Annotated in this window: 18 protein-coding genes; 17 read left to right on the top strand and 1 reads right to left on the bottom strand. The window is 61.3% G+C overall.

Annotated features, from left to right (window positions below):
* Positions 1-52 precede the first annotated feature (52 nt).
* The 8 genes from vccA (at position 53) to ACILSQ_RS14540 (ending at position 12,196) form a co-directional block, all read left to right on the top strand.
* On the top strand, positions 53-4,960 hold the full coding sequence (vccA, locus tag ACILSQ_RS14575; protein WP_395744372.1) for a Verru_Chthon cassette protein A: 4,908 nt from the start codon (positions 53-55) through the stop codon (positions 4,958-4,960).
* Entirely contained in the window at positions 4,957-5,442 is a 486-nt protein-coding gene (vccB, locus tag ACILSQ_RS14570) for a Verru_Chthon cassette protein B (RefSeq protein WP_395744371.1), read from the top strand. Before vccA ends, vccB begins: the two co-directional genes overlap by 4 nt.
* 12 nt (positions 5,443-5,454) lie before the next feature.
* Positions 5,455-6,669 carry a Verru_Chthon cassette protein C gene (gene vccC, locus ACILSQ_RS14565; protein ID WP_395744370.1) on the top strand — a complete coding sequence of 405 codons (1,215 nt, stop codon included), beginning with the start codon at positions 5,455-5,457 and terminating at the stop codon, positions 6,667-6,669.
* A 61-nt stretch (positions 6,670-6,730) separates the two neighbouring features.
* Entirely contained in the window at positions 6,731-7,465 is a 735-nt protein-coding gene (gene vccD, locus ACILSQ_RS14560; protein WP_395744369.1) for a Verru_Chthon cassette protein D, read from the top strand.
* Between the two features lie 75 nt (positions 7,466-7,540).
* On the top strand, positions 7,541-8,998 hold the full coding sequence (guaB, locus tag ACILSQ_RS14555) for an IMP dehydrogenase (RefSeq protein WP_395744368.1): 1,458 nt from the start codon (positions 7,541-7,543) through the stop codon (positions 8,996-8,998).
* Between the two features lie 51 nt (positions 8,999-9,049).
* A complete protein-coding gene (guaA, locus tag ACILSQ_RS14550) occupies positions 9,050-10,570 on the top strand; it encodes a glutamine-hydrolyzing GMP synthase (protein ID WP_395744367.1) in 1,521 nt (506 codons plus the stop codon).
* 5 nt (positions 10,571-10,575) lie between these two features.
* Positions 10,576-11,211 carry a dTMP kinase gene (tmk, locus tag ACILSQ_RS14545; protein WP_395744366.1) on the top strand — a complete coding sequence of 212 codons (636 nt, stop codon included), beginning with the start codon at positions 10,576-10,578 and terminating at the stop codon, positions 11,209-11,211.
* Positions 11,201-12,196 (top strand): hypothetical protein, encoded by a 996-nt coding sequence (locus ACILSQ_RS14540; RefSeq protein WP_395744365.1) that lies wholly within the window; start codon positions 11,201-11,203, stop codon positions 12,194-12,196. The genes tmk and ACILSQ_RS14540 overlap by 11 nt, the downstream gene beginning before the upstream one ends.
* 10 nt (positions 12,197-12,206) lie before the next feature.
* On the opposite strand, the gene ACILSQ_RS14535 is transcribed toward ACILSQ_RS14540, so the two are convergent.
* A complete protein-coding gene (locus ACILSQ_RS14535) occupies positions 12,207-13,271 on the bottom strand; it encodes a substrate-binding domain-containing protein (protein WP_395744364.1) in 1,065 nt (354 codons plus the stop codon).
* 94 nt (positions 13,272-13,365) lie between these two features.
* Here ACILSQ_RS14535 and ACILSQ_RS14530 point away from each other — a divergent pair, with 94 nt between their 5' ends.
* From ACILSQ_RS14530 to ACILSQ_RS14490, 9 genes are read left to right on the top strand one after another with little or no spacing between them, the layout of a single operon-like run.
* Positions 13,366-14,109: an RraA family protein gene (locus tag ACILSQ_RS14530; protein ID WP_395744363.1), complete on the top strand. Its 744-nt coding sequence runs from the start codon at positions 13,366-13,368 to the stop codon at positions 14,107-14,109.
* Between the two features lie 2 nt (positions 14,110-14,111).
* Positions 14,112-15,293: an exo-alpha-sialidase gene (locus tag ACILSQ_RS14525; protein WP_395744362.1), complete on the top strand. Its 1,182-nt coding sequence runs from the start codon at positions 14,112-14,114 to the stop codon at positions 15,291-15,293.
* Positions 15,290-16,432, top strand: a complete 1,143-nt coding sequence (locus tag ACILSQ_RS14520) for a sialidase family protein (RefSeq protein WP_395744361.1) — start codon at positions 15,290-15,292, stop codon at positions 16,430-16,432. The genes ACILSQ_RS14525 and ACILSQ_RS14520 overlap by 4 nt, the downstream gene beginning before the upstream one ends.
* Entirely contained in the window at positions 16,429-17,241 is an 813-nt protein-coding gene (locus ACILSQ_RS14515; RefSeq protein ID WP_395744360.1) for an HpcH/HpaI aldolase/citrate lyase family protein, read from the top strand. The genes ACILSQ_RS14520 and ACILSQ_RS14515 overlap by 4 nt, the downstream gene beginning before the upstream one ends.
* A 48-nt stretch (positions 17,242-17,289) precedes the next feature.
* Positions 17,290-18,696 carry a right-handed parallel beta-helix repeat-containing protein gene (locus ACILSQ_RS14510; RefSeq protein WP_395744359.1) on the top strand — a complete coding sequence of 469 codons (1,407 nt, stop codon included), beginning with the start codon at positions 17,290-17,292 and terminating at the stop codon, positions 18,694-18,696.
* Positions 18,697-18,721: 25 nt separating this feature from the next.
* Complete coding sequence (locus tag ACILSQ_RS14505) at positions 18,722-19,927, top strand: exo-alpha-sialidase (protein ID WP_395744358.1); 1,206 nt, start codon at positions 18,722-18,724, stop codon at positions 19,925-19,927.
* A 22-nt stretch (positions 19,928-19,949) separates the two neighbouring features.
* Positions 19,950-21,149 carry an exo-alpha-sialidase gene (locus ACILSQ_RS14500; protein ID WP_395744357.1) on the top strand — a complete coding sequence of 400 codons (1,200 nt, stop codon included), beginning with the start codon at positions 19,950-19,952 and terminating at the stop codon, positions 21,147-21,149.
* On the top strand, positions 21,146-23,395 hold the full coding sequence (locus tag ACILSQ_RS14495; protein ID WP_395744356.1) for an FAD-dependent oxidoreductase: 2,250 nt from the start codon (positions 21,146-21,148) through the stop codon (positions 23,393-23,395). Before ACILSQ_RS14500 ends, ACILSQ_RS14495 begins: the two co-directional genes overlap by 4 nt.
* Complete coding sequence (locus tag ACILSQ_RS14490) at positions 23,392-24,336, top strand: glycerophosphodiester phosphodiesterase family protein (protein ID WP_395744355.1); 945 nt, start codon at positions 23,392-23,394, stop codon at positions 24,334-24,336. Before ACILSQ_RS14495 ends, ACILSQ_RS14490 begins: the two co-directional genes overlap by 4 nt.
* The last annotated feature ends 7 nt before the right edge of the window (positions 24,337-24,343 follow it).

Raw genomic sequence — 24,343 nt, 5'->3', positions numbered from 1 at the left:
AAGCTATTTCATAGCATCAGATAAATCGCGAAATTCACCCCCTCCTCCCTTTATGAATGCAGCACAATTTTCTCAAGCCCGCGGCAAGCGGCGGAAGGCCATGGCGCTGGTCATGGTCATTACCGTGGTGGCGCTGATGTCCATTTTGATCGTGGCCATTTTTTCGGTCACCCGCATGGAGTACAAGTCCACCCAGGCGTTCGTGGCCGGGAAGTCGGCCAAACAGCTGGCGGACATCGGCACGGCCATCGTGCAGGCCCAGATTGAAAACGGCCAGAGCACCTCCACCTCCCTCAGCGCCCGGACCACCCATGCCACCCAGCCGGGCATGGTGCGGGTTTACAGCGCCAATGGCAGCTTCAGCGCGGCTTACAAGCTCTACTCCAGCTCCATCATGAAGGTCACGGGCTCGGAAAGCTCCCTTTACTCAAACGATCATATACCGCCGTCCAACTGGAACACGATGCCGGCCCGCTATGTGGACCTCAATGAGCCGGTGACCCGCCCCGGCATCGCCTCCGGCACTTATGCAGTGTACTTCCCCGTGCTGGACCCCCGCGCTGCCTGGAACTACGGTGGTGGTGGTCAGGGGCTGGGCGCAGTGCCCGGAAACACCCAGGTGGAAGGCTTTTCCTACACCAAAACCGCGCCCTCAGTGGGCTCCGGTGGCGGCCAGGATTATTCGGCCCAGGTCGTCACCCCCACGGACACCAGCAATCCGGACAACCTGCGCCTGCCCATGCCGGTGGAATGGCTGTACATCCTTGAGGACGGCACCGTGGGCGCCTTGGATGCCTCCAACAAATTCATCAGCTCCGGCGCAAACAGCCCCACTGCTGACAACCCCATCGTGGGACGCATCGCCTTCTGGACGGACGATGAGTCCTGCAAGGTGAACATCAATACCGCCGCGGAGCCCACCTTCATGAACTCCCCCTTCTACTTTCATGAGCGGGATTCCAAATGGGCGCACTTCCCGCCCGTCACCGGTGAGTACCAGCGTTACCCGGGACATCCGGCCACCGTGGCTCTGAGCGCGGTGCTTGCCCCCAACTACCAGATGGACCCCCTCCTGCCGGCTTTGGACGGCTTTTCCTCCTACATGGATGTGGTGAACCTCAAGGAGAAGATTTACCGGATCACCCCCAAAATCAGCCCTGGCGGCTCGGAGGAGGGCACGCGCCCCTTCGCGCAGGATGACTTCTCCGGCCAGAATGGAGAGCGCAGTTCCGCTGTCGCCATTGACCTGACCACCACCTCCAAAACGCGCCTCTACGCCAGCGGGGACGAAATCCTCTTTGCAGATTCGGACTACAGCTCCCAAACCGGCCGCTACCAGACCGGCTATGCCCCCTCCCAGAACTCCTCGGGCCAGACCGGCATCAAGCTGCCAAACGGCACTGATCTCATCAACCACGACATCGTGGAGCGCTCCCGCTTCTTCCTCACCGCGCAGAGCCGTTCTCCGGAGTTCAACATCCACGGCCTTCCCCGCGTCTGCATCTGGCCGGTGGCGGACGAAAACGCCCTCGGTCCGCAGTGGCGCACCAGTTTTGACAACCTGATCGCCTATTGCTCCACGATTCAGAAAAACTCCTCCTCCTCCTCCGGGTACAACCGCAGCTACATCTTCCGCCGTGCCAACTCCCGCAACGGCAGCAGCGACCTCAACATCAGCCGCAACACCCAGCTGCTCGACTACCTCGTGGATCAGATGTCCCAGCTCACCTGGCCTGCCACCTCCTACAACTCAAACAGCAGCTACTCCAATTACGTCTCCAAGTACGGCCAGGACAACGTCAACCAGCTCGCCATTCAGTTCTTTGACTACATCCGCTGCACCAATCTCTACGACGGCATCACCTCCCGCAACAACGATGCCTGGGGCGCCAGCGGTTCGAGCATCGTGAACCTTTACAGCTACCGTGACAGCAACGTCTCCAACTGCTACACCTTCACCAGCCAGCGCATCTCCCCCCAGCCCAACTCCGTGACGGTTTCTGGTGATTCGGCCTCCAGCAACCAGCAGGCGGCTTCCGCGCAGGGCGGCATCCTGCCCGGCCACGGTCAGGTCTCCCCTGCCATCTGGTCCAAGGGCGGGCGTTCCTACAAGGGGTTTGGCCGCATGTTCACCCTTTCAGAGATCGGCTTCCAGTTCATCTGCACGGCGGACGGACAGACAGACGGCGGGTCTCTGACAAACTCTCCGTGGACAACGGCCCAGGCAAACGGCCACGGCGGCGGCACCTCCGTGCGCTATGGCGTGAATCCGGGAGAAGGAAACATCCCCAATGCGTCCGCGTATCCGAACATGAGTCTGCCCCCGACCGGAAATTCCGTCTGGTATTCGAATTTTCCTCCGCTGACCCAGGCGGGCAGCACCGACAAAGCCATGACTTTCTACGGCTGCAAAGCCAACAAGCTTCAGCCCACCATTCATCCGTCCAAGCATCCCGGCTTCTATCCGCAGAACTGGAACATGACCTTGGCGGACGGCATCCCGCTGGCACCCACTGAAAAGCGCATCCAGGTCATGCTTCTGCTGGAAACCTTCTGCCCCAGCCTCGGCTACACGGGTTTCTACCCTGAGTTCACCATCGTTTTGGACGGCTCGTCAATCGCCCAGATGCAGGTGAACGGAACGAGCCTGTTTAACACCACCGGCGACATACCGATCAAGTCCTACAACAACATTTACTCCATCGGCCGCACTGCAGACATTCTCGGCGGTCACGCCAGCCCCACCAGCATCGCAGGCGGCAGGCATACGCGGCAGATCTCCAACGGCGGCGGCACTGTTCTGATGCCCAAGGACATCAATTATGATATCAACAACACCTCGGGCCACAATGCCCTGCAAAACTACGCCTTCTGCAGTGATTTCATCACGGTGAACCGGAACGCGCCGCTGACGGTCAACTTCCCCTCGGGAGACATCAAGGTCTCCATCTACGACACCCACAACTGGGAGTCTGCCTCCCCTGTCCAGGTGCTTTACGTGAACTTCGGCAGCCTCAGCCCGCAGGTGCCGGTGCCCAACCTCGCCAGTTCGCATCCTTACACTGAATCCATCGACTCCTTTGGCCGCATTGTTTACACCCGCAGCCGGCAGGGGCCGCATGACTGGGTGGCCAATTATGAAGGCTGCGTGGGACGTCTGGACGGCACCCCCAATCCCAACTATGGCCTGACACCCGGACAGCCGTTCTGGTCGGTGGCTCCTTTTCCCAACGCCGCAGCCAATTCAACCAATGCCCAGGGCGGGCGTGAAGCCCAGTCTCTGCGCGGACGTCTCGACACCAGCAACCTGCTGATCCAGGAAACACGCGTCGGGGTCACCGCCGTCACGCTCCCCGTCATCGCTCCCGACGGCAACAGTGGCGCCACGGACGTCGTGCGCAGCATCGTGCCTGCCATGGGTGACTACCGCACTCTTGCCGCCAGGTACAATGTGCCCAGCAGCTGGTGGCGGCCGCACCCGTATGCCAGCAACTCGAGCCTCTACCAGGCGCACAGCTTCACCAGTTCCGTGGCCAACACGGAGCCGGGCTGCAAGCTCGCCCAGTCCAGCGCGGACAACACCACCACCAACTACAACACCTTCTACGCACCGGGCCTCCAGCTCATCGGCGGCGCGCGTTTCGACATCGCCCCGAACGGCACCATCTACAACGGCGTGCATCCGCGCCAGGCCGACCTGCCGCCCGGGGCTGACTACGCCACCGCGGCCAACGCCTTTGGAGACTTTGACACCGGCATCTCCAATGCGCGTGAAGGCCCCTACATCAACAAACCGGATGAAGGCAACTTTTACGCCGGCAACGAAACCCTCAACAGCCAGACAAAATTCTTCCGCTCGGCCTATTTCTTCAACACCTTTCACAATGCCGACGACTGGCGCAGCGGCATCTACATGACCCCCAACCGCATGATCGCTTCCCCGGTCATGTTTGGCTCCCTGCCCACAGGTGTGTGGGGGAACCCCTCCGGCCTCCCCACCGGCTCAAATGCCAACGGGGACTTTGCCCCCTGGCAGACGCTGCTCTTCCGGCCCCATGCCCAGGTCACCAGCCAGGAGCCCAATTCACAGTCCAGCCATCCGGGCATGTCGGATCCCAGCGACCACTACCTGCTCGATCTCTTCTTCATGCCCGTCGTCGAGCCCTACGCCATCAGCGAGCCGCTCTCCATCGCCGGCCGCATCAACATGAACTATCAGATCATGCCCTTCACCAACATCCGCCGCGCCACCGGCATGCATGCCGTGATGAAGGGCGAGTTCATCACCGCCATTCCGAACGGCCAGATCACCTCCGCGAAGGAGTACTACCCCACTCCTTCAGGCTCCTCCACCGCCGCGTGGGATCAGCGCTACTGGAATGACAGCGGAGACAAGCGCTACTGGCACCGCCCTATCGACGTCCCCGCCACGCTGCGCCAGTTTGACCTCAAGTTCTCGCACCAGTCCGGCGGGCAGGACACCTATCAGGGCCTCTTCCGCTCCGCCAGTCAGATCTGCGAAATGCATCTGGTGCCCAAGATCAAGTCGGACGGTTCCGGCACCTACGATGCCGTCGGCGTCGTCAACGCCTCCAACCAGGGCCAGATCAATGACATCATGAGCACCTTCTGGTCCAACAACCGTCCCACGGGGGACAACGTCCGCGAGCGCCCCTACTCCAATCTCTACGCACGCCTGACCACCCGCACCAACACCTTCCGCGTGCATGTGCGCACCCAGGTGCTCAAGAAGGCCCGTTCGACCGACCCCACCATCTTTGACCCCACCAAGGATGCCGTGATCAGTGAATACCGCGGCTCCACGCTGCTGGAGCGTTACATCGACCCCAACGACACCTCGGTCACCATCCCTGACTATGCCGCCTCCGGCATCAGCCAGACTCCGCTGGAATCCTTCTACCGCTTTCATGCCCTCGAAACCAAACGTTTCAATCCATGAACCACCTCACCAGACGTTCCTCCCCGCCCGCCTCTTCACGCTCAGGGTTTTCCCTGGTTGAAGTCGCCCTCGCCGTGGCCATCGCGGCGCTCGCCATCATCACTCTTCTGGGGCTGCTGCCGCAGGGCCTGGAAATGGCCCGCAAAACTTCGCTGCTCACCAACAACAGCAGCATCCTTGAGCAGGTGATCCGCAATCTCGAAAACATGCAGTTTTCGGACATTCCCACCACTGGTGTCGTCAACAAATACTACACTGACGAAGGGCTTGAGGTCGCTTCTGATTCCAAGGAAATCAGCTATGTGGTGGAGATCGACTACCGTCAGACGGCCTCCCTGCCCCGGGCTGATCTCCAGGATCCCGCCAAGCTGCGCCGTCTCATCATCCGGGTGGCTTCCAGCAGCAGCAGTTCCTACACGTTCGACCCGAACAACAAGATCGGGTACGTCACGTTCAACCATCTCATCGCGAAAAGCCGCTGAACTCATCACGCCATGAAACCCGCACCTGTCATGTTTCATCGTCAGCCCCCCCCTGCGGCGCGCTCCAGGCGCGCGCGTCCCGCTGCGTTCACCCTCATCGAGCTGCTCGTCTCCATCACCTTCCTCGTCATTCTCATGCTGGTGGTGACGCAGGTCATCGGCATCGTCCAGCGCAGCTGGGTGCGGGCCAACTCCCGCGTCTCCCAGTTCCGCGAGGCACGCAGGGCCTTCGACACCATCTCCCGCAATTTGAGCCAGGCCACCCTCAACACCTACTGGACTACCGATCTGCAGCAGCTCTCCGCGGATGCCCTGGGGCAGGCCATCCAGTCGCCCAAGGCTTACAAGAGGCAGTCCGAGCTTCATTTCATCTGCGGCCCCACCTCCCAGATTCTGCCGCAGGCATCTGGCAACAACTATCCCGGACACGCCGTCTTTTTTCAGGCGCCCCTCGGCATGGTGCGGTTTGACACGCAGGGCACCGTCAACACGGCCAACCTGACCAATCTGCTCTGCGGACGCGGTTATTTCGTGGAACTCGGAACGGATGCTCCCTACCGTCCGACCTTCCTTTCCCAGGCGCCCTACACCACCATCGTTCCGGTGAAAAGCCGTCTCCGGCTCATGGAGTACAGCCCGACGGCGGAAATGAACCGCATTTACGATTCCGCCTACCGCACGAACCCCGGCGACATCCGGCAGTGGTACCAAAACCCCGTCAGCGGAGCCCTGGCCACCGAAGTGCAGACTGCCAACGACTCCGCCTCCAGCGGCGGACGCTACTTCACCCGGCCCATCGCCGAGAACATCCTCGCCCTCATCATCTCGCCGCAGTTGGAAAACACCGGCACCTCCGGAACTGTGGCGGCCAGCGTTTATTCCATCGCGCCGAACTATCTCTACGACTCGGCGCTGGTGGGCACGGCCACTTCGAGCACCTCTTCCCAGGGAACCCAGCACCTCCTGCCGCCGCTGCTCAAGGTCACCATGATCGCCCTGGACGAGCGTTCCGGTGACTTCATGTCCTCGACGCTCAACTCTGCCGTGCAGAGCAAGGTTTTGCAGGGTCTCGCCGGACTCTTTAACTCAGCCTCCAGCTACACTGCTGACCTGGAGGGCACCTCGGACTCCCCGGGCGCCCTCAAGACCCTCCTGCTCGGCGCCAAGCTCAACTACCGCGTTTTCACCACCACCATCGCCCTCAGGCAGGCGCGCTGGAGCTTTTAGTCATCCTGCGTCGCCAAGCCTGCCTGACGGACTTCCTCCCCTATTTCGAGCCTTTTAAGTCATGAAACGTCTTTCCCCGACTCCCACAGTTTGCCGCCGCGGTTTCAGCCTCATTGAAATGCTCGTGGTGGTGTCGATTGTCGTCATGCTCCTGGCCCTCGCGACTCCGGCCCTCACCCGCACTCTGCAGGCCAGCCGCCTGGCTGCGGCGGGTGAAGCCATGCTGGGATCGATCGCTGAAGCCCAGCAGACCGCGTTTGCCACCAACACCCCCGTGGACATGCGCTTCTTTAGCTTCATGGAGGATGTGGACCAGGCTCCCATGTACCATTCCTATCAGCTTTTCAAAATCACCCAGTCCACGCAGGGCTCGGGTGGCAGCGCCACCGTCAAGGAGGCTGTGGTGCCCGTGGGCAATCTGATCAGGCTCCCGGAAGGCGTCATTATTCCGACGGACAACCAGTTGACGGGAATCTTCTCCACTTCGGGCGGCAGTGGTGGCGGCAGCACTGGTCTCCCTGACACCAAGGAGAACTCCCAGGTGGGCTACGCGGGGGTGACCGGGGCCACCTACAATGCCATCCGGTTCTTGCCAGACGGCACCTGCCGCACCGTGGGGGCCACCGTCAATGGCCTGGCCACCGTGTCCTTCCAGCCCAGCCTTCAGCAGAACTTTTTCACCATGACCTTCGGCTCCGGCCCGGCGGTGACGCTGGCCACACTGCCCAAGAATTTCTTCACCATCCAGATCGATCCCTACACCGGCAAGGCCCGCAGCTACAAGCCCGGCTTCTGAGCCCCGGCATCCGGCCCGGCCGTACATCCGCCAAATTTCCGCATGACAGCCGCCTGATCATCGCTTGAATGGCGTATGGGTGAACTGCCTTCTCTTGCTTTAAGTTTCGACGACGTCCTTGTCCTTCCCGGACTGAGCCAGGTGCTCCCTGGGGACGTCAATGTTTCCACCAAACTGGCCGCCATCGGCCTGAACGTGCCGATTCTCTCATCGGCCATGGACACCGTCACGGAGTCCGAGCTCGCCATCGCTCTCGCACGTGAAGGCGGCCTCGGAGTCATCCACCGCAACTGCCCCATCGACCACCAGGCGGAGCACGTGGCCCGGGTGAAGCGCTCGGAAAACACCGTCATTCAGCAGCCGCACACCGTTTCCCCTGAGACAAAGCTGGGCGAAGTCCAGCGCCTCATGCATGAAAAAGGCGTCAGCGGCTTCCCGGTGGTGGATGCGCAGGGAAAGCTGGCAGGCATGGTCACCAGCCGTGACATGTGGTACATTGAGGACGAATCCACGCCTGTCTCCGCCATCATGACGCCGCGGGAAAAACTCGCCACAGGCACCCCGCAGACCAGCTTTGAAGATGCGCTGAAAATCCTCTACACGCACCGCATCGAGAAACTCCCGCTCATCGATGCAGGCGGCCAGCTCGCCGGCTTGATCACCAAGCAGGACATCGTGAAGCGCCAGATGTTTACCAATGCCGCCAAAGACGCCAACGGCCAGCTCCGCGTGGGCGCTGCCGTCGGGGTCGGTGAAGACTGCGTGGACCGCGGCTGTGCCATGCAGGCCGCCGGTGCGGACGCCGTCTTCATTGACGCCGCCACCGGCCACACCAGCCGCGTGATGCAGGTCATCGCCCGCCTTCGGGAGGCGCTAGGCGCCACCATGCCCATCGTCGCCGGCAATGTGGTCACCGCTGATGGAGCGCGCGATCTCGTCAAGGCCGGCGCCTCCGCCGTCAAAGTCGGCGTCGGGCCCGGCTCCATCTGCACCACGCGCATCATCTCCGGCGTGGGCATGGCCCAGTTCAGCGCGGTGCAGGAAGTCGCCGCAGTCTGCCGCGAGGCCGGCGTCACCGTCATTGCAGACGGCGGCATCCGTTATTCAGGAGACATCGTCAAGGCCCTGGCCGCCGGCGCGGACTTCGTCATGCTCGGCTCCCTGCTGGCCGGCACGGCGGAAAGCCCCGGCAACATGGTCAAATGGCAGGGACGCACCTTCAAGGAATACCGCGGCATGGGCAGCCTCAAGGCCATGCGCAAAGGCGCTGGCGACCGCTACGGGCAGAACAGCTCCGGCAAACTCGTCCCCGAAGGCGTGGAGGCCCGCGTGCCCTACAAAGGCCCTCTTGCCGATGTCGTCTTCCAGCTCATCGGCGGTCTGCGCTCCGGCATGGGCTATGTGGGCGCGAATACCCTCGATGAACTTCGTGCCAAAGCCCGCTTCGTCCGCATCACCGCCGGCGGTCTCAAAGAAAGCCATCCACACGACGTCGTCATCACCGAGGAACCGGTGAACTACGAGCCGCATTGATGCGTGCTTTCCCCTGTCTGTCTCCGTTCATTTTGTCATCTCCCCCCTCACATGACGCCTCAAGAAGTCGCCGTCCTCGATTACGGCTCCCAGTATTCCCAGCTCATCGTCCGCCGTGTGCGCGAGTTGGGTTTTGCCTCGCACCTGTATCCGCCCGCGGAGCTCGCCAATCTGCAGTCTCCCGGCGCCATCATCCTTTCCGGCGGCCCGCGCAGCACTTCTGAAAAAGACGCGCCGGATGTGGACTACGACAAGCTGATGTCCTTCGGCGTGCCCGTGCTGGGCGTGTGCTACGGCATGCAGCTCCTCAACATCAAGCACGGCGGCACGGTGAAGCCCGGCGTGACCCGTGAGTACGGCCCCGCCAAGCTCGTCGTCACCGACCACGAGGATCTTTTCAGCGGCATCTCGCATGAATCCCAGGTCTGGATGAGCCACAGCGACACCTGCGCAAATCTCTCCACCACCACCAAAGTCATCGCCACCAATGAAGACGCCGTGCCCGTGGCGCTGAAATGGTCCGACCGCTGCTGGGGCATTCAGTTTCACCCGGAGGTGACGCACTCGCATGAGGGCACCGCCATCCTCAAAAACTTCCTCACCAGGAGCGGCGCCACCCTGGCCAAATTTGACATCAATGCCTTCAAGGCGCAGATGCTCGACCGCATCAAGGCCGAAGTCGGCTCCCGCGAGGTGATCTGCGGCGTCTCCGGCGGCGTGGACAGCACCGTGCTTGCGGTGCTGCTGGCCAAGGCGGGTGTGAAGGTGCGCTGCATCTTTATCGACACCGGCATGATGCGCCTGAACGAGGCGGCGGAGGTTAAAGTGCTCTTTGATGAAGTGGGCGTGCCCATCGAGCAGATCGATGCCAGCGCCACCTTCCTGGGTGCGCTGAAGGGCGTCACGGATCCCGAGCAGAAGCGCCGTATCATCGGCACGCTGTTTGTCGAAGAATTCTGGAAGGTGGCGGACAACGTGGAACTGCTGGCCCAGGGTACGCTGTATCCGGACGTGATCGAAAGCGCCACCAGTGGCAGCATCGCCAGCAAGATCAAGACCCACCACAACCGCGTGGACCGCATCATGGAGCTGAAGGAGCAGGGCAAGGTGCTCGAACCTCTGGCTGAACTCTTCAAGGACGAAGTGCGTGCCCTCGGCGCCAGCCTGGGCATCCCACACCGCGCCCTGTGGCGTCATCCCTTCCCGGGGCCCGGCCTCGCCGTGCGCATCCCTGGTGAGATCACTGCGGAGCGTGTGGCCATCACCCAGCAGGCAGATGCCATCTTCATCAATGAACTTCGCCGCAGCGGCTGGTATGAGCAGACCTGGCAGGCCTATGCCGCGCTGCTTCCAGTCAAGACTGTCGGCGTCAAAGGAGACGAGCGCAGCTATGAGCAGGCCATCTCCCTCCGCGCTGTCATCAGCGAGGACGCCATGACCGCGGACTGGGTGGAGCTGCCCTACTCCGTGCTGCGCAATGCCTCCAACAAGATCCTCAACGGTGTCAAAGGCGTGAACCGCGTGCTCTACGACATCAGCACCAAGCCGCCCGCCAGCATCGAGTGGGAGTGATCGCCATGAGTGCCGGCTTCCTGCTCTCATTTGAAGGTTCCGAAGGCTGCGGCAAGTCCACGCAGATCGCCCTGCTGCGTGCACGGCTGGAAGCGGCGGGCCGCAGCGTCGTGGTGCTGCGTGAGCCCGGTGGCACTGAGCTGGGCGAGAGCATTCGCCACCTGCTGCAGCATGCCAAGGAAGGAGCCTCAATGACCTCGGAAACCGAGCTGCTGCTCTTCGCCGCCAGCCGCGCCCAGCTTGTGCGTGAAAAAATCCGCCCGCTGCTCGAAGCCGGAACCTTCATCATTCTCGACCGCTTTCTGGACTCGACCACAGTTTATCAAGGAGTCGCCCGCGGCCTTTCTTTGGAAAGCGTGCGCGCCATCAATCACTTCGCCATCGGCGGCACGCTGCCGCACCTCACGCTGGTGCTGGACATGGACAGCGCCACCGCGCGCAGCCGCATTCATCAGACGGGGCGTGAGCTCGACCGCATCGAAAGCCAGCCGCAGGCCTTCTTTGAAAAAGTCCGCCAGGGCTACCTGGACGTGGCGCTGCAGGAGCCTGGCCGTGTGAAAATCATCGATGCCTCCGCCACGCCGGAAGCGGTGCACGAATCCATCTGGCAGATCATCACCGCTCAATCCCATGCCGTTTAAGAGCGACCATGCCCTTGAGCTCCTCGCCCGCGCCCGTGACAACGGCCGTCTCGGACACGCCTACCTCATCACCGGTCCCAAGGAGGCGCAGCAGGAGGTGTTTGCCGCGAAGGTGCTCGATCTCGTGGTGGGCACGAAGATGGGATCGCTGGAGGCATGGGCAGGGCAGGGGGCGGTGATCCTGCGCCCCCAGAGCAAGTCCCGCCGCATCACCATTGGCGATGATGGAGACGACCCCGGTACCATCCGCTTTCTGGAAAAGATGATCCACCAGACCGCCGCGCCCAATGGCTGGAAGCTCGCGGTCATTGTGGATGCGGAGCGCATGAATGTGCAGGCGCAGAACGCCTTCCTCAAAACCCTGGAGGAGCCGCCGCCCAACACCCTGCTTCTTCTCCTCACGAACCAGCCGCAACAACTGCTGCCCACCATTCAGTCCCGTGTGATTGAGGTCTCATTGCTGCCTCCAGAAGGCGCCCGCATTTTCACCGAGCATGAGGGACGGCTTCTCTACGTGCTCAAGCGCATGGCTGGCAAGCAGGGCGGCGGCATTGCCGAGGCGCTCTCGTTGAAAAAAGATTTTGAGGAGATTCTGGAGAGCCTGCACGACGCCATCAAAAAGGAGCAGGAAGCCGAGTTTGAACGGGAGCAGGACCACTACGCCAAAACCACCGACGGCGCCTGGCTCAAGCAGCGCGAAGAGCAGGTGGAGGCGCAGATCGAGGCGGACTACCTTCAGCAGCGCACCTCCCTCATGGAACTTCTCCTCTCCTGGATGGGCGATGTGGCCCGTCAGCAGGCCGGAGCGAAAAATCTCGATCTTCCCAAATTTCAGGAAGCCACCGCCGCCCTCGCCGCACGCTGGGAGGCCGGAGACGTGGCCAAGCGCATTCGCGTCCTCCGCCAGCTCGAAAGCCACCTGCACACGAACGTGAACGAAGGCCTCGCTCTGGAGGTATGCTTCATCGAGGCGTTTGGCGCGTAGAGGCTTCCGCTCACACGGTTTCCCCACGCCGCAGATCCGGCATCAGACGCACCGGATTCGTGCTCGTATGCCCCGTCTGCGCCAGCTCCAGCACCAGCCTGGCCAGCCGCTTCGCAAACTTCGCCGCATCGGCGGAGTAGCGCGTCACTTTCGGCACCACGTGATCGAGAAAGGCATCGTCATCGCGTGAAACCACGGCGAAATCTCGCGGCAGTTTGTGGCCAAGGCGCAGCAGATGCGTCACTACAGTGAGTGTGTGAATAGAGCGCGCCACGAGAAAAGCCGTGGGCGCTGGCTTTCGTCTCAAGGCCTCATTGATGCATTCAATGACCTGTTCGGTGGTTTCATGGTGGGGCACCACGCTGGGGGTGGCATCGCCAGCGGTGAAGGCTTCGCGGAACCCCTGCGCGCTCACCGCATCTCCGCCATGCGCCGAATCCGGCAGCAGCAGGGCGATCCTGCGATGTCCCTTCTGCATCAGCATCGTCGCCGCATGCCGGCAGGTGGCCCGGTAGTCCAGATCCACAGACGGAAGCTCAACGTCATCCGCGCATGATCCCGCCACGATGGCCGGCAGCTTTTGCTCAATGAACCAGCGCTGCATCACCGGAGTGGAGCGAAACATCACCCACGCGGCCGCATGCACGCGCTGTGTCAGCTTCTTCAGGCCGCCCCCAGGTTTCGGGGTGAAGCAATGCGGACTCGCATGCACCTCGAGCTGATAGCCCGCCTCCGCCAGCAGCTCCCGCAATGCATCCACCCAGAACAGTACAAACGGCGGCATGGCCTGCTGCGGCACGGGTGTCAGCAGCGCGATCATGCGCGAGGCCGCCGCCTTTCCGCTTGTGGTTGGAGCGGCGAGAATATGCCGCCGCTTGTTCACCACCGCACCAATGACGCCTTCGCGCTCCAGTTGGGAAAGCACCGCCCGCAGGGTGGGGCGGCTGATGCGCAGCCGCACGCACAGGGTGCGCTCCGAAGGCAGCAGACCCTCCCATTCTCCAGTCCGCAGGGCTTCGCGTAAAAAGTCCGCGCTGTGCGTGATGAGGGAGGGGCGTGGAGGGACGGCGTGCATTTCGTGTATGGGCTCCATTATGCTGTGGTAAGCGGAAATGACCACAGAGAATTCAGGTGTTCTGCCGTTCTTGATGCCGCATCCTTCGCACCTCATGCTTCCTCATTCCGACCTCCTACAACTCAAGCGCTGGAACACTCCCACCATCTACAACGGCTGGGAGCAGATCACCAAGCGCGACCCCGCTGCCGACGGCTTCAATCTGGAGGAAGTGCGCGACTTCATGCCTCAGATGGGCCCCATGGTGGGTTATGCCGTCACCGTTGTGGTGGAACCGAGCAACAAGGCCCATCGCGAAGCCAACGCAAATGCGTGGAACGACTACCGCCGCTACGTGGCCAGCATCCCCGGTCCCAAGATTGTCTGCGTGCAGGACCTCGACAAGCCGCGCACCATCGGCTCCTTCTGGGGAGAGGTGAACAGCAACATGCACCGCGCTCTCGGCTGTGTGGGAACGATTGTGGATGGTGCCATCCGTGATGTGGATGAAATGACCAATGCCGGGTTTAAGGCGCTGGGCCGCCGCTTCTGCGTGGGCCATGCGCATGTGCACCCCGTGCGCTGGAACTGCGAGGTGGAAGTCTTTGGCCGCAAGGTCTCCCCCGGCGATCTCATTCATGCCGACAAGCACGGCTTCCTTGTCATCGAGCCCGAGGCGCAGCCGCAGATTCTCGAAGCCTCCCGCTTCATGGACTCCAATGAGTGCCAGACCGTCATCCCTGCCGCACGTGGCAGCGCGGGGCTGAGCAGTGATGAAGTGCTGGCGAATCTCGCTGCTGCCGGCGCGCAGTTTGGCAAGAATGCCAAAGCCAAATTTCAACGCGAAGGGGAGTGGTGATCATGAAAACTTTGTTTCTGCTTCTTGTGACCGCTGGCACTTGCTGCGGTGCCGACTTCCGCATTGAAAACAGCACCGTGCTCACCAGCACAGGCGCATATCACTGGTCGCAGTCACGTGCGGCGCTCATTCCAGGCAATCCAGCGCGGGTGGTGATCACCACGCAGGAGTTTGAAAAGCAGGGTTCGCACGGCTACCGCGACATCTTCTCCCTCGAAACCACGGATGGCGCCAAGACCTGGAGCGCCCCGAATCGCATCGACAGCCTGACCCGCAAGATGAGCCCGCTGGGCGTGGAGATGGTCATGGGAGATCTTTGCCCGCAGTGGCACGCCGCCACGCGCAAAGTGCTCGTCACCGGCAAGACCTTCGGCTTTCGCAAGGATGCCAAGCCCGGTGAAGCCAAGGATGACCGCGCCTACGAGCGCGTGGCCTACGCCGTCTATTCGCCTGAGAAGAGCGAATGGAGCGACCTCAAGATCGTGGCCATGCCGGAGAAGGATCACGCAGGCCATCCCATCATCGAGCCCAATGCCGGCTGCAATCAGCGCTTCGATCTCCCCAATGGCGAGGTGCTGCTTCCGGTTCGCTATCGCGCCAACCCCAAGGTCCGCACCTACACCACCATCGTGGCACGCTGCGCCTTTGACGGCGAGACGTTGACCTATCGCGAGCACGGCTCTGAACTCACCACCGCCGTGCCCCGCGGCCTCTACGAGCCGTCCGTCATCGGCTTCAAGGGGCGTTTCTTCCTCACCATGCGTGCAGAGAAAACAGGCTACGTGGCCCGAGGAACCGATGGCATCAATTACGAACCTGCAGTGGAATGGAAGTTTGATGATGGCAAGCCGGTCGGCACCTACTGCACGCAGCAGCATTGGATCGCGCATGGAGATGGCCTCTATCTCATCTACACCCGCAAGGGTGCGAACAACGATCATGTCTTCCGCAATCGCGCGCCCATCTTCATCGCCCAGGTCGATCCGGAGAAACTGCACGTCATTCGTGCCACGGAGCAGATCCTCATGCCCGAGGCGGGCGTCGATCTCGGCGGCGGCTACGCGCCCGTGGATGTGAGCGAAAAAGAAACCTGGGTCATCAGCACTGAAATGGCCTTTCCAAAAAATCGTCAGGGAGAGAACAACCGCATCCTGCTCGCCAAAATCCTCTGGAACCAACCATGAAAACGAACCTGCTCACCCTCGCCGCCTTCTTTGCGGCCAGCCTCGCCGTTGCCCAGGGCTACCGTGGCGATGTGAAAGACGTCCGTGTCATCCGCCACATGGATCAGCACCCGGGCGCATCATTGGTCTGGGAGCCCTACATCGCGATGTGGAAGCCCAAACAGCTCGTGGCTGCCTACGGCGTGGGCATTCCCGGCAAGGTCGACATGGGCAGCATCTACGCCAGCGTCTCCACCAATGATGGTGACACATGGAACGAACCCGTGCCCGTCTTTGATCACAACCACTGGCAGGGCGCGATCCATTTCGCCTACGCAAACGCCATCCTCTTCAAGCCCTCGAATCAGGATGTGATGTGGTGCTTCGCCATGCGCTGCCCCATGAACTTTCGCCACAGCGAGGACTCGCAGCTCGTGGCCGCCTACAGCGCCGATGGCGGCCGCTCGTGGACACCCGTGGAGCTGGCCATGCATTACACCGGGCCGCTGATCGTGGTCGCCGGCATCATGGAAACGGAGGTGAAAGGGCAGAAGCGCTACCTGCTTCCCGCACACCGCAACACGCTGCGCAATGATCCCCTCGGCTCGCGGGATCAGTTCATGCTCAGCAGCACCAGCCTGCTGGAGTGGAAGTTTGAGGGCTACATTCCGCAGCCGGAGAGCGGCAAGGTCTTCCTGCACGAAGGCGGCATCGCCGTGGGCGATGCACCGGATGAACTCAAGCTCGTCATGCGCACGGCCAACTGGGAGGAAAAAGGCGCGCTTAATCCACCCCGTGCTTTTTCCAGCGTGAGCAAGGACGGCGGCAGCACATGGACCGCTGCCAAACAGGAGCCGGATCTCTGGAATGCGCGCTCCAAAGGCTTCTTCAGTCGCAATGCCGATGGCAGCCATCTCTACGTCTATAACGACGGCCCCGCCATGCCGGCCAAGGCCGCGCGTTCTTCGCTGCGCTACAAAGTGCAGCCTGCGGGCGGGCAGTGGAGCGAGGAGAAGACCTTCTATGAAGCCGGGATCAAGAACTCCTACCCCACGCTGATCGAGGTGGCCCCCGGCGACTTCCGCGCCGTGTGGGACAGCGGCACCGCTGACAAGACACGCACGCAGATCAAATTTGGCAAAATCAAGATCAAGCCATGACCGCCGCCGAACTCGCCCAGGCACTGCGCCAGGACAGACCTGTCTTTGGTACGCTCATCGTTTCGCCTTCGCCGCGCTGGCCTGAGGTGGTGCGCGGCAGCGGTCTCGATTTTGTGTTCATCGACACCGAGCACATCGCGCTGGACCGCGCCGAGCTGAGCTGGATGTGCCAGACCTACGCAGCGCTTGGCCTGCCCGCGCTGGTGCGCATTCCTTCGCCCGATCCCTATGCCGCCACGATGGTGCTGGATGGCGGTGCGGCGGGAGTCATCGCCCCCTACGTGGAATCCGTGGAGCAGGTGCAGGCCCTGCGTGGTGCGGTGAAGCTGCGCCCCATCAAAGGCCAGCGGCTGCAGCGCATTCTTGATGGGGCTGCACCTGAGCCGGAACTCGGTGCTTACATGGAAAAGGGCGCCGCGAACCGCCTCCTCATCGTCAATATCGAAAGCGTGCCTGCCATTGAGGCGCTGGATGATATTCTCGCAGTCCCAGGTCTCGATGCCGTGCTCATCGGTCCGCACGACCTGTCCTGCAGCCTGGGCATTCCGGAGCAGTGGGATCATCCCCAATTCCTCGCCGCTTGCGAAACGATCTTCCGCAAAGCACGCGCTGCTGGCATCGGCGCGGGCATTCACTTCTGGGGAGACGTGGCGCAGCAGGTGCGCTTTCTGAAGCTCGGTGCCAACATGCTCATTCACAGTGCCGACATCTCGCTGTTTCAAAAACACCTCCGTCTTGAGCTTGAGTCGATCCGCCAGACGGCGGGCATCTCGGCGGACGCCTCTGCTGCCAGCACCGCACTCATTTGACCTCGTATGAAACGCGTTTCGATTTCAGCACTTCTTTGCCTGCTCGCCATGCAAGCCGGAACCCTGGCTCAGGGCTTGGAAACACAGGTGCCCGCGCCTGGTGCGGAGACCTATGCAGATGAGCTGTTGCAGCAGGCCATCGACAAGGTGTCGGCTGCCGGTGGTGGCACCGTGGTTCTTGGCGTTGGCGATTTCAAACTCTCCCGCAAGGCAGGGGATGAAACCGTGATCATCAAAAGCAATGTGACCCTCCGCGGCCAGGGCCACGCCACTCACATCTATCTGGATCCCAAGACTCCGCCGAATCCTCTGCGCTACTTTCCCATGCGCATCGGCTCCGCCAAAGTGCCGGCGAACAATGTGGTGATCGAAAATCTGCGCTACACCGGCAACGACAAGCTCATCGGCGGTGGCTCCGTGATGGGCTTCAACGCACGCCTGGACGAGCCCGAGTCCATGCTCCTCTCCTGCGACAACATCACCGTGCGCAACTGCTGGATCTACGACGCCAAGCAGGCGGCAGGCTGCACCAAGCCTGCCTCAAACCTGTATAATGCCAAGTACGTCATTCCCGCCGCCGAAGCCGCTGCGGCCAGCAAAGACGGTGCGGGTGCCAAATTCTACGGCCAGCCGGAACGCCAGGCCTCGCAGTTCAAAAACTGGCAGGTGCACCACAACTTCATCGACACCTGCGGCAACAAGGCGATCGAACTCGCGGAATGCAATGGCGGCCTCATTGCGGACAATTACATCATCAACTGCGAAGACGGCCCGCAGGTGATCTTCGGCTCGCGCAATGTGCGCATCTGCGACAATCAGGTCTTCTTCATCCGCACCGGGATCAACATAACGGAAGGCTCGCACCACATCACTGTCAGCGGCAACATCGTCGAACCCGCCTTCGGGGCGAAACTGAAGAACTGGGGGGCGTGTCTCGTGTTTCGCACCGAGCCGCTGCCACTCGCCACCACCGTCTCTCATGTGGCAGTGACTGGAAATGTTTTCCGCAATCAGACCACAGACGCGAAAGTCACGCTCCGCTTTGAGACACGCAAGGAATCGCTGGGCTGCTGCTATCAGGCCATCACGCTCACGGGCAATGTCTTCGATGGTGACCTCCAGTTTTATGATCGCGTTAATCCTGCGATGACGACGATGCAGGACATCGTGTTTGCCGACAACATCTGCGAAGGCAGCTTCGTGAATGCGCCGGTGGCTGAGGTGGCATCTTCCCGCATCACCGTTCGTGGCAACACTTTCCGCCTCCCAGGCAATCAGGTGCTGAAGGCGAGCCGATGGATTTGGTCAGATAACACTCACACCGCGGGCACGCTCGAACTCGACACTGCTGCCAAGGCCAATCTCGTCCGCAACAATGTCACGACCTCAGCCATTCGTGATCAAGGCGTCAAAACCAGTCTCAATGGCAACGAAGTGCTCCCGAACGATCCGTAATCTGCAATCCCTGACCCAGCCAACCATGAAAATCCTCGCATCTCTCCTGCTGCTCTGCGGAGCCCTTTCCGCTGCCGAACCCTTCATCGAAAAACAAGACCTCTTCATCGTGGGCGATAATCCCGCGTACCAGCTTTACCACATCCCCGGCATCGTGGTGACGGCGAAGGGCAGCGTGCTGGCCTGGTGCGAGGCGCGCAAGCGCGCTGCCGGTGTCAGCGACTGGGACGACATCCGCATCCTCCTGCGCCGCAGCACGGACGAAGGCAAGACCTGGAGCGCCCCGCAGAGCATCGCCAATGTGGAGGGACCCAAGGCGAAAAACCCCTTCGCCATGCGCATGAAGAACGTCGATCCCAACGACGTCACCTACAACAACCCTGTGCTCATCGCCGACAAAGACGGCACCGTGCACATGCTCTTCTGCCTGGAGTACGAGCGCTGCTTCTACCAGCGCAGCGAGGATGACGGAGTGACCTGGAGCAAGCCCACCGAGATCACCGCCACGTTTGGTGTTTTCAAAAAAGGCTACGACTGGAAGGTGCTGGCCACGGGCCCGGACCACAGCATCCAGCTCAAAAATGGACGCCTCGTCGTCCCTGTGTGGCTTTCCACCGGCACCGGTGGCAATGCCCACCGTCCCAGCGTGACCGCCACCATCTACAGCGATGACCAGGGCAAAACGTGGAAGGCAGGCGACATCGCCGTGCCCTGCACCGAGGAATGGATCAACCCAAATGAAACCGTGGCCATCGAGCTCAATGACGGAAGCGTGATGCTCAATGTGCGCAGCGAATCCAAGGCCCACCGCCGCCTCGTCACCGTGAGCAAAGACGGCGCCACTGGCTGGAGCACACCCAAGTTTGACGAAGCCCTGCTCGAACCCATCTGCATGGGCGGCATCGTGCGCTACAATTACGACGGCCAGAACCTCATCCTCTTCTCCAACCCGCACAATCTGGAGAAGGAGAAGGGCAAGGCCGAACCGGGCAAAAACCGCGACCGCAAAAACGTGAGCGTGAAGATCAGCCGCGATGAAGGCAAAACCTGGCCGGTGAGCAAATCCATCGAGCCCGGACCCAGCATGTACTCGGACATCGCCGTGACGAAGAGCGGCACCATCCTCTGCTTTTACGGCCGCAGCGGCGATGGCTCCGCACTGGCCCGCTTTGCCGGCGGCCGCCTCACGTTGGCCCGGTTTAATCTCGAGTGGCTCACGGCTGCCCAGTAAAGCCGGTGCACGGATTCCAACGATGAAAATTCTCCTGGCAGTTCTGTTTCTTTCGCTCGGCGGCCGGCTCACGGCGGCGGAACCTCTGTTTGAGACGTCATGCTTGTTTGCGCTGACTCCCAAGAACAAGCCAAACTACCGCATCCCCTCGATCATCCAGGCTCCGGACGGCGACATCCTCGTCATTTGCGAACGCCGCAATGACGGCCCCGGAGACATCGGCAATCACGACATCGTGATGAAGCGCAGCACCGACAAAGGCAAAACCTGGAGCGATGAGATCACCATTCTTGATGACGAAAACCGCGTCTGCACGGATATCACCGTCGGGCTCGACCGCGGAACAAAAAAACTCTGGCTCTTCTTCCTGAAGGACAAAAAGCAGTACGCCCATCTCACCAGCACTGACAACGGCCTGAGCTGGCAGGGGCCGGTTGTCATCCATGAGCAGGTCATCAAACCGGAGTGGCAGACTCTCCAAGGCAAAGGCGATGACGGCGAACCGCGCGGCAATCCGAAAAGCCATGCCGTGCAGTGGGAAAAGGGCTGGGTGCAGCGCTACGGCTGCGGTCCGGGGAATGCCATGATCCAGCTCAAATCCGGCCGCCTCCTCGTGCCAGGGAGGCATCGCGAAGACGTTGGCAAAGGCCGGTTGCGCAGCTTTGCCCACTGCTTTTACAGCGATGATCACGGCGCCACCTGGCATCTGGGCGGCACCATCGGCATCCACACCAGCGAGTGCCAGTTTCTTGAGCTGACCAATGGCGATGTGCGCGTGATCAGTCGCAATGAAAGCAGCGAAGATGCCCCGGACAACCTGCGCCATCTCACCGCCATCAGTAAAGACGGTGGGATTACATGGAGCAATCTCCATCGTCTCGAAGAACTCATCACGCCGCGCTGTCATGGCCCGGTGGAGCGCTTTGATGCGAAGACGCTCCTCTTCTCCAGTCCCGCCTCACCCTTCCGCCAGAAAGAGCATCCCTACGGACGCTACAATCTTACCATTCGCCTGAGCCATGATGACGGTGAAACATGGACCGCTGGCAAAACCATCTGGCCGCATCCCGGTTCCTACTCAGACATCGTCGTGCTCGATGACAAAACCATCGGCTACATTTACGAACGCGCCGACAAAGGGTCCACGCACTACTGGGACGAGTTGCATTTTGCCCGTTTTAATCTGGATTGGCTCACCAACGGCAAAGCACTCCCCCCATGATGCATCGTCTCCTCCCTCTCCTGTTGTTTTTCGGCACTGTCCATGCCGAAGAGACCATCCACCGCGAGGTGATTGTCTATGGAGGCACTCCGGCGGGCATCACGGCGGCCATCGCCGCCGCACGTCAGGGGCATGACGTGGCGCTGGTGGAAATGAATGCGCACGTGGGCGGCATGGTCAGCGGCGGTCTGGTGGCCACGGACATGGGAGACCGCGCCACCGTGGGCGGACTGGCGGACGATTTTTTCAAACGCATCGTCAAATACTACAGCGACAAATACGGTGCGGACTCCGAGGAGCTGAAAGCCGCGCGCAACGGCGCCACCTTTGAGCCCCACGTCGCCGAGCTCATCTTTGAGCAGATGCTGGCCGGGCAGCCGCGCATCAAAGTCTGGAAAAAGCACCGCTATAAGAACACCCAGATCGATGCTGATCGTTCCAAGGCGGGCACTCGCGTCACCGCGCTCATCGTCGATGACCTCGCCTCACACACGACGCGCACTTTCACCGGTGATGTCTTCATCGATGCCAGCTACGAGGGCGATCTGATGGCCGGTGCGAAGGTGCCGCACCGAGTGGGTCGCGAAGGCCGCAGTGAGTACGGTGAGCAGCTTGCCGGAGTGAGCATGGGACCGAAGGAACAGATCGGCATGGGCGACCACCGCACCCAGTCCTACAACTACCGCGTCTCCATCACCTCAAATACGGCCAATCGTGTCCTGTTTCCCAAGCCCGAGCACTACGATCCCACCCCCTTTATCCCGACCGATGGCAAGCGAATCAAGGAAGGCAAGGCCACCGGCTTTGGCAGCTTCTTCACCACCATCGACAAAGCCCATCCTGGTGCCAAGTATGACGCCAACTGGGGCGACTTCGCTGGCAACAGTGAAGGATACACCGAGGGAAGCTGGGAAACGCGCGAGCGCATTGCTGCCCGCATCCGCGATGGCTTCATGAGCCGCCTCTACTACTTTCAAAACGACCCCGAACTCCCCGAAGCCTTCCGCAACGAAGCCCGCACCTGGGGCCTGCCAAAGGATGAATTCACCGACAACGGCCACTGGCCCTTCCAGCTCTACGTACGCGAAGGCCGCCGCATGCTGGGCGCGTATGTGCTGCGGGAAAATGATCTCACGCAGGACCGCTGGAAGCCGGACGGCATCGCCACCGGCAGCTACGGCATCGACTGTCACGTGGTGCAGTACCTCCGTGAAAACGGCAAGCTTGTGCCCGAGCACACACGCCACGTGGCGGTGAACAACTATGACATTCCCTACCGCAGCCTCGTGCCGCCGGATGTCGAAAACTTGCTCGTTCCCGTGTGTGCTTCTGCTACTCACGTCGCTTATTGCTCTCTGCGCATGGAGCCTGTCTATATGATGCTCGGCCAGGCTGCGGGGACCGCCGCAGGCATTTCACTGGCAGACAAAAATGCGGTGCAGAAGGTGGACACGAAAAAGCTACGCAGCCTCCTGACGGAGCAAGGTGCCGTGCTGGATGCGGGCTATCAGCCCCAGCTCAAGCTCACCTGGACGCCTGCACGCCCAAAGCCCGGAGACAAAGTCATCTTCAAAGCCATCCCAAGCGGCCACAACAAAGACGCTTTGAAGCAGATCCAGTGGGACTTCACCGGTAATGGCGCTGTCGGGGCTGAAGGCGAACGAGTCGTGCATGTCTTTGAGATCGAAAAGACGCATCACGTGAGTCTGCTCGTCACGGATGCCACTGGGCGTCGTCGCCTGCTCACGGCGGAGGTGCCTGTGGGCATCGCCGAGCCGCTGGATATCACGCTGGACGACTTCGAAGGAGAACTCGCCGGGCGCTGGAACGGCACCTTTCCCGATTACATCGCCGGCCTGCCACGGCGCTACTCGGATGTCTTCCATGGTCCCGGCATCCATCGCGATCAGGTGGTGCGTGGCAAGGTGGCTCCTGCGCGTGCGCATTTCCAACCCACGCTGCCGCGTGAGGGCCGCTACCAGGTCTGCCTGGGCTTCCGTCCATCGAAATTCCAGGCGACAAATACCCCCGTCATCGTCAAGCACGCAGACGGCACCGCAAAGCTCACCGTGAATCAGCGCGAGCAGACCACGCCATTCATCTGGGTGCCGCTGGGAGAGTTCCATTTCAAGGCTGGCGATAGCGGCTTCCTTGAGCTCCGCAACGCCGATACGGATGGGCGCATCGCCGTGGATGGCGTGCGCTGGATCTGGCTCGGCGAAACTCCATCCATCAAGCGTCCATGAAGACCACCCTTTATCTGAGTTCATTGCTGCTGCTCACCTCATGGATGGCGGGCGCGCAAGAGGCTGCCACCAAGCCGCTGCACCGCATTCATCCGCAGACGGCGCAGGACCTGCAGGCCGTGCTCTCCTTCAAAGGGCAGCACCTGCCCTTCGTCAGCGCCCACCGCGGCGGCCCCACCAAGGGTTTTCCGGAGAACTGCATTCCCACCTTCGAGCACACGCTTCAGCGCACCTTTTCCATGCTGGAGATCGACCCCCGCCGCACCAAGGACGGCGCCATCGTGATCCTACACGATGCCACCTTGGAACGCACCACCACAGGAAAGGGAAAGGTGCTGGACTTCACCCTAGAGGAGCTGAAAAAACTGCGCCTTAAAGACACCGAAGGCCAGGTCACAGCCTTCCAGATGCCGACCCTGGATGAAGTGATCGAGTGGGCGCGCGGCAAGACGGTGCTCGTGCTGGATCAAAAAGACGTGACGCCTGTCGAGCGCGCCGAGATTGTCACGCGGCACAAGGCCGAGGCTTATGTGATGCTGATCATCTCCAGTTTCAAAGACGCGGTTGCCGTCCACAAAGTGAATCCTGACATTGTGATGGAAGTGATGATCCCCACCGTGGCCAAGGCGGAGGAGTTCGACCAGACTGGCATCCCTTGGCGAAATATCATCGCCTTCGTCGGCCACACCCCGCCTCAGGATGTGGCGCTGTATGACTTCATTCACCGCAAAGGTGCCTCCTGCATGGCCGGCACCTCGCGTCATCTCGACCTCAAGGTCATCCGTGGTGAGGTCGCGGACATCCAGGAGATCGAAGAAGGCTACCGCAGCTTTCTCAGCCTCGGCGCGGACATCTTCGAAACCGACATTCCGGTCCGCCTGGGGCCTATGCTTCACAAAGACGAGGCCGCTCTGAAGCAGCCTTTTTTCGAACTCAAATGAGCGCTTG

The organism is Prosthecobacter sp. (assembly GCF_044227185.1).
In the GTDB taxonomy this organism is placed as follows: Bacteria; Verrucomicrobiota; Verrucomicrobiia; order Verrucomicrobiales; family Verrucomicrobiaceae; genus Prosthecobacter.
The sequence above is the reverse complement of the archived record's forward strand: the minus strand, read 5'-3'. Positions and strand labels throughout refer to the sequence as shown.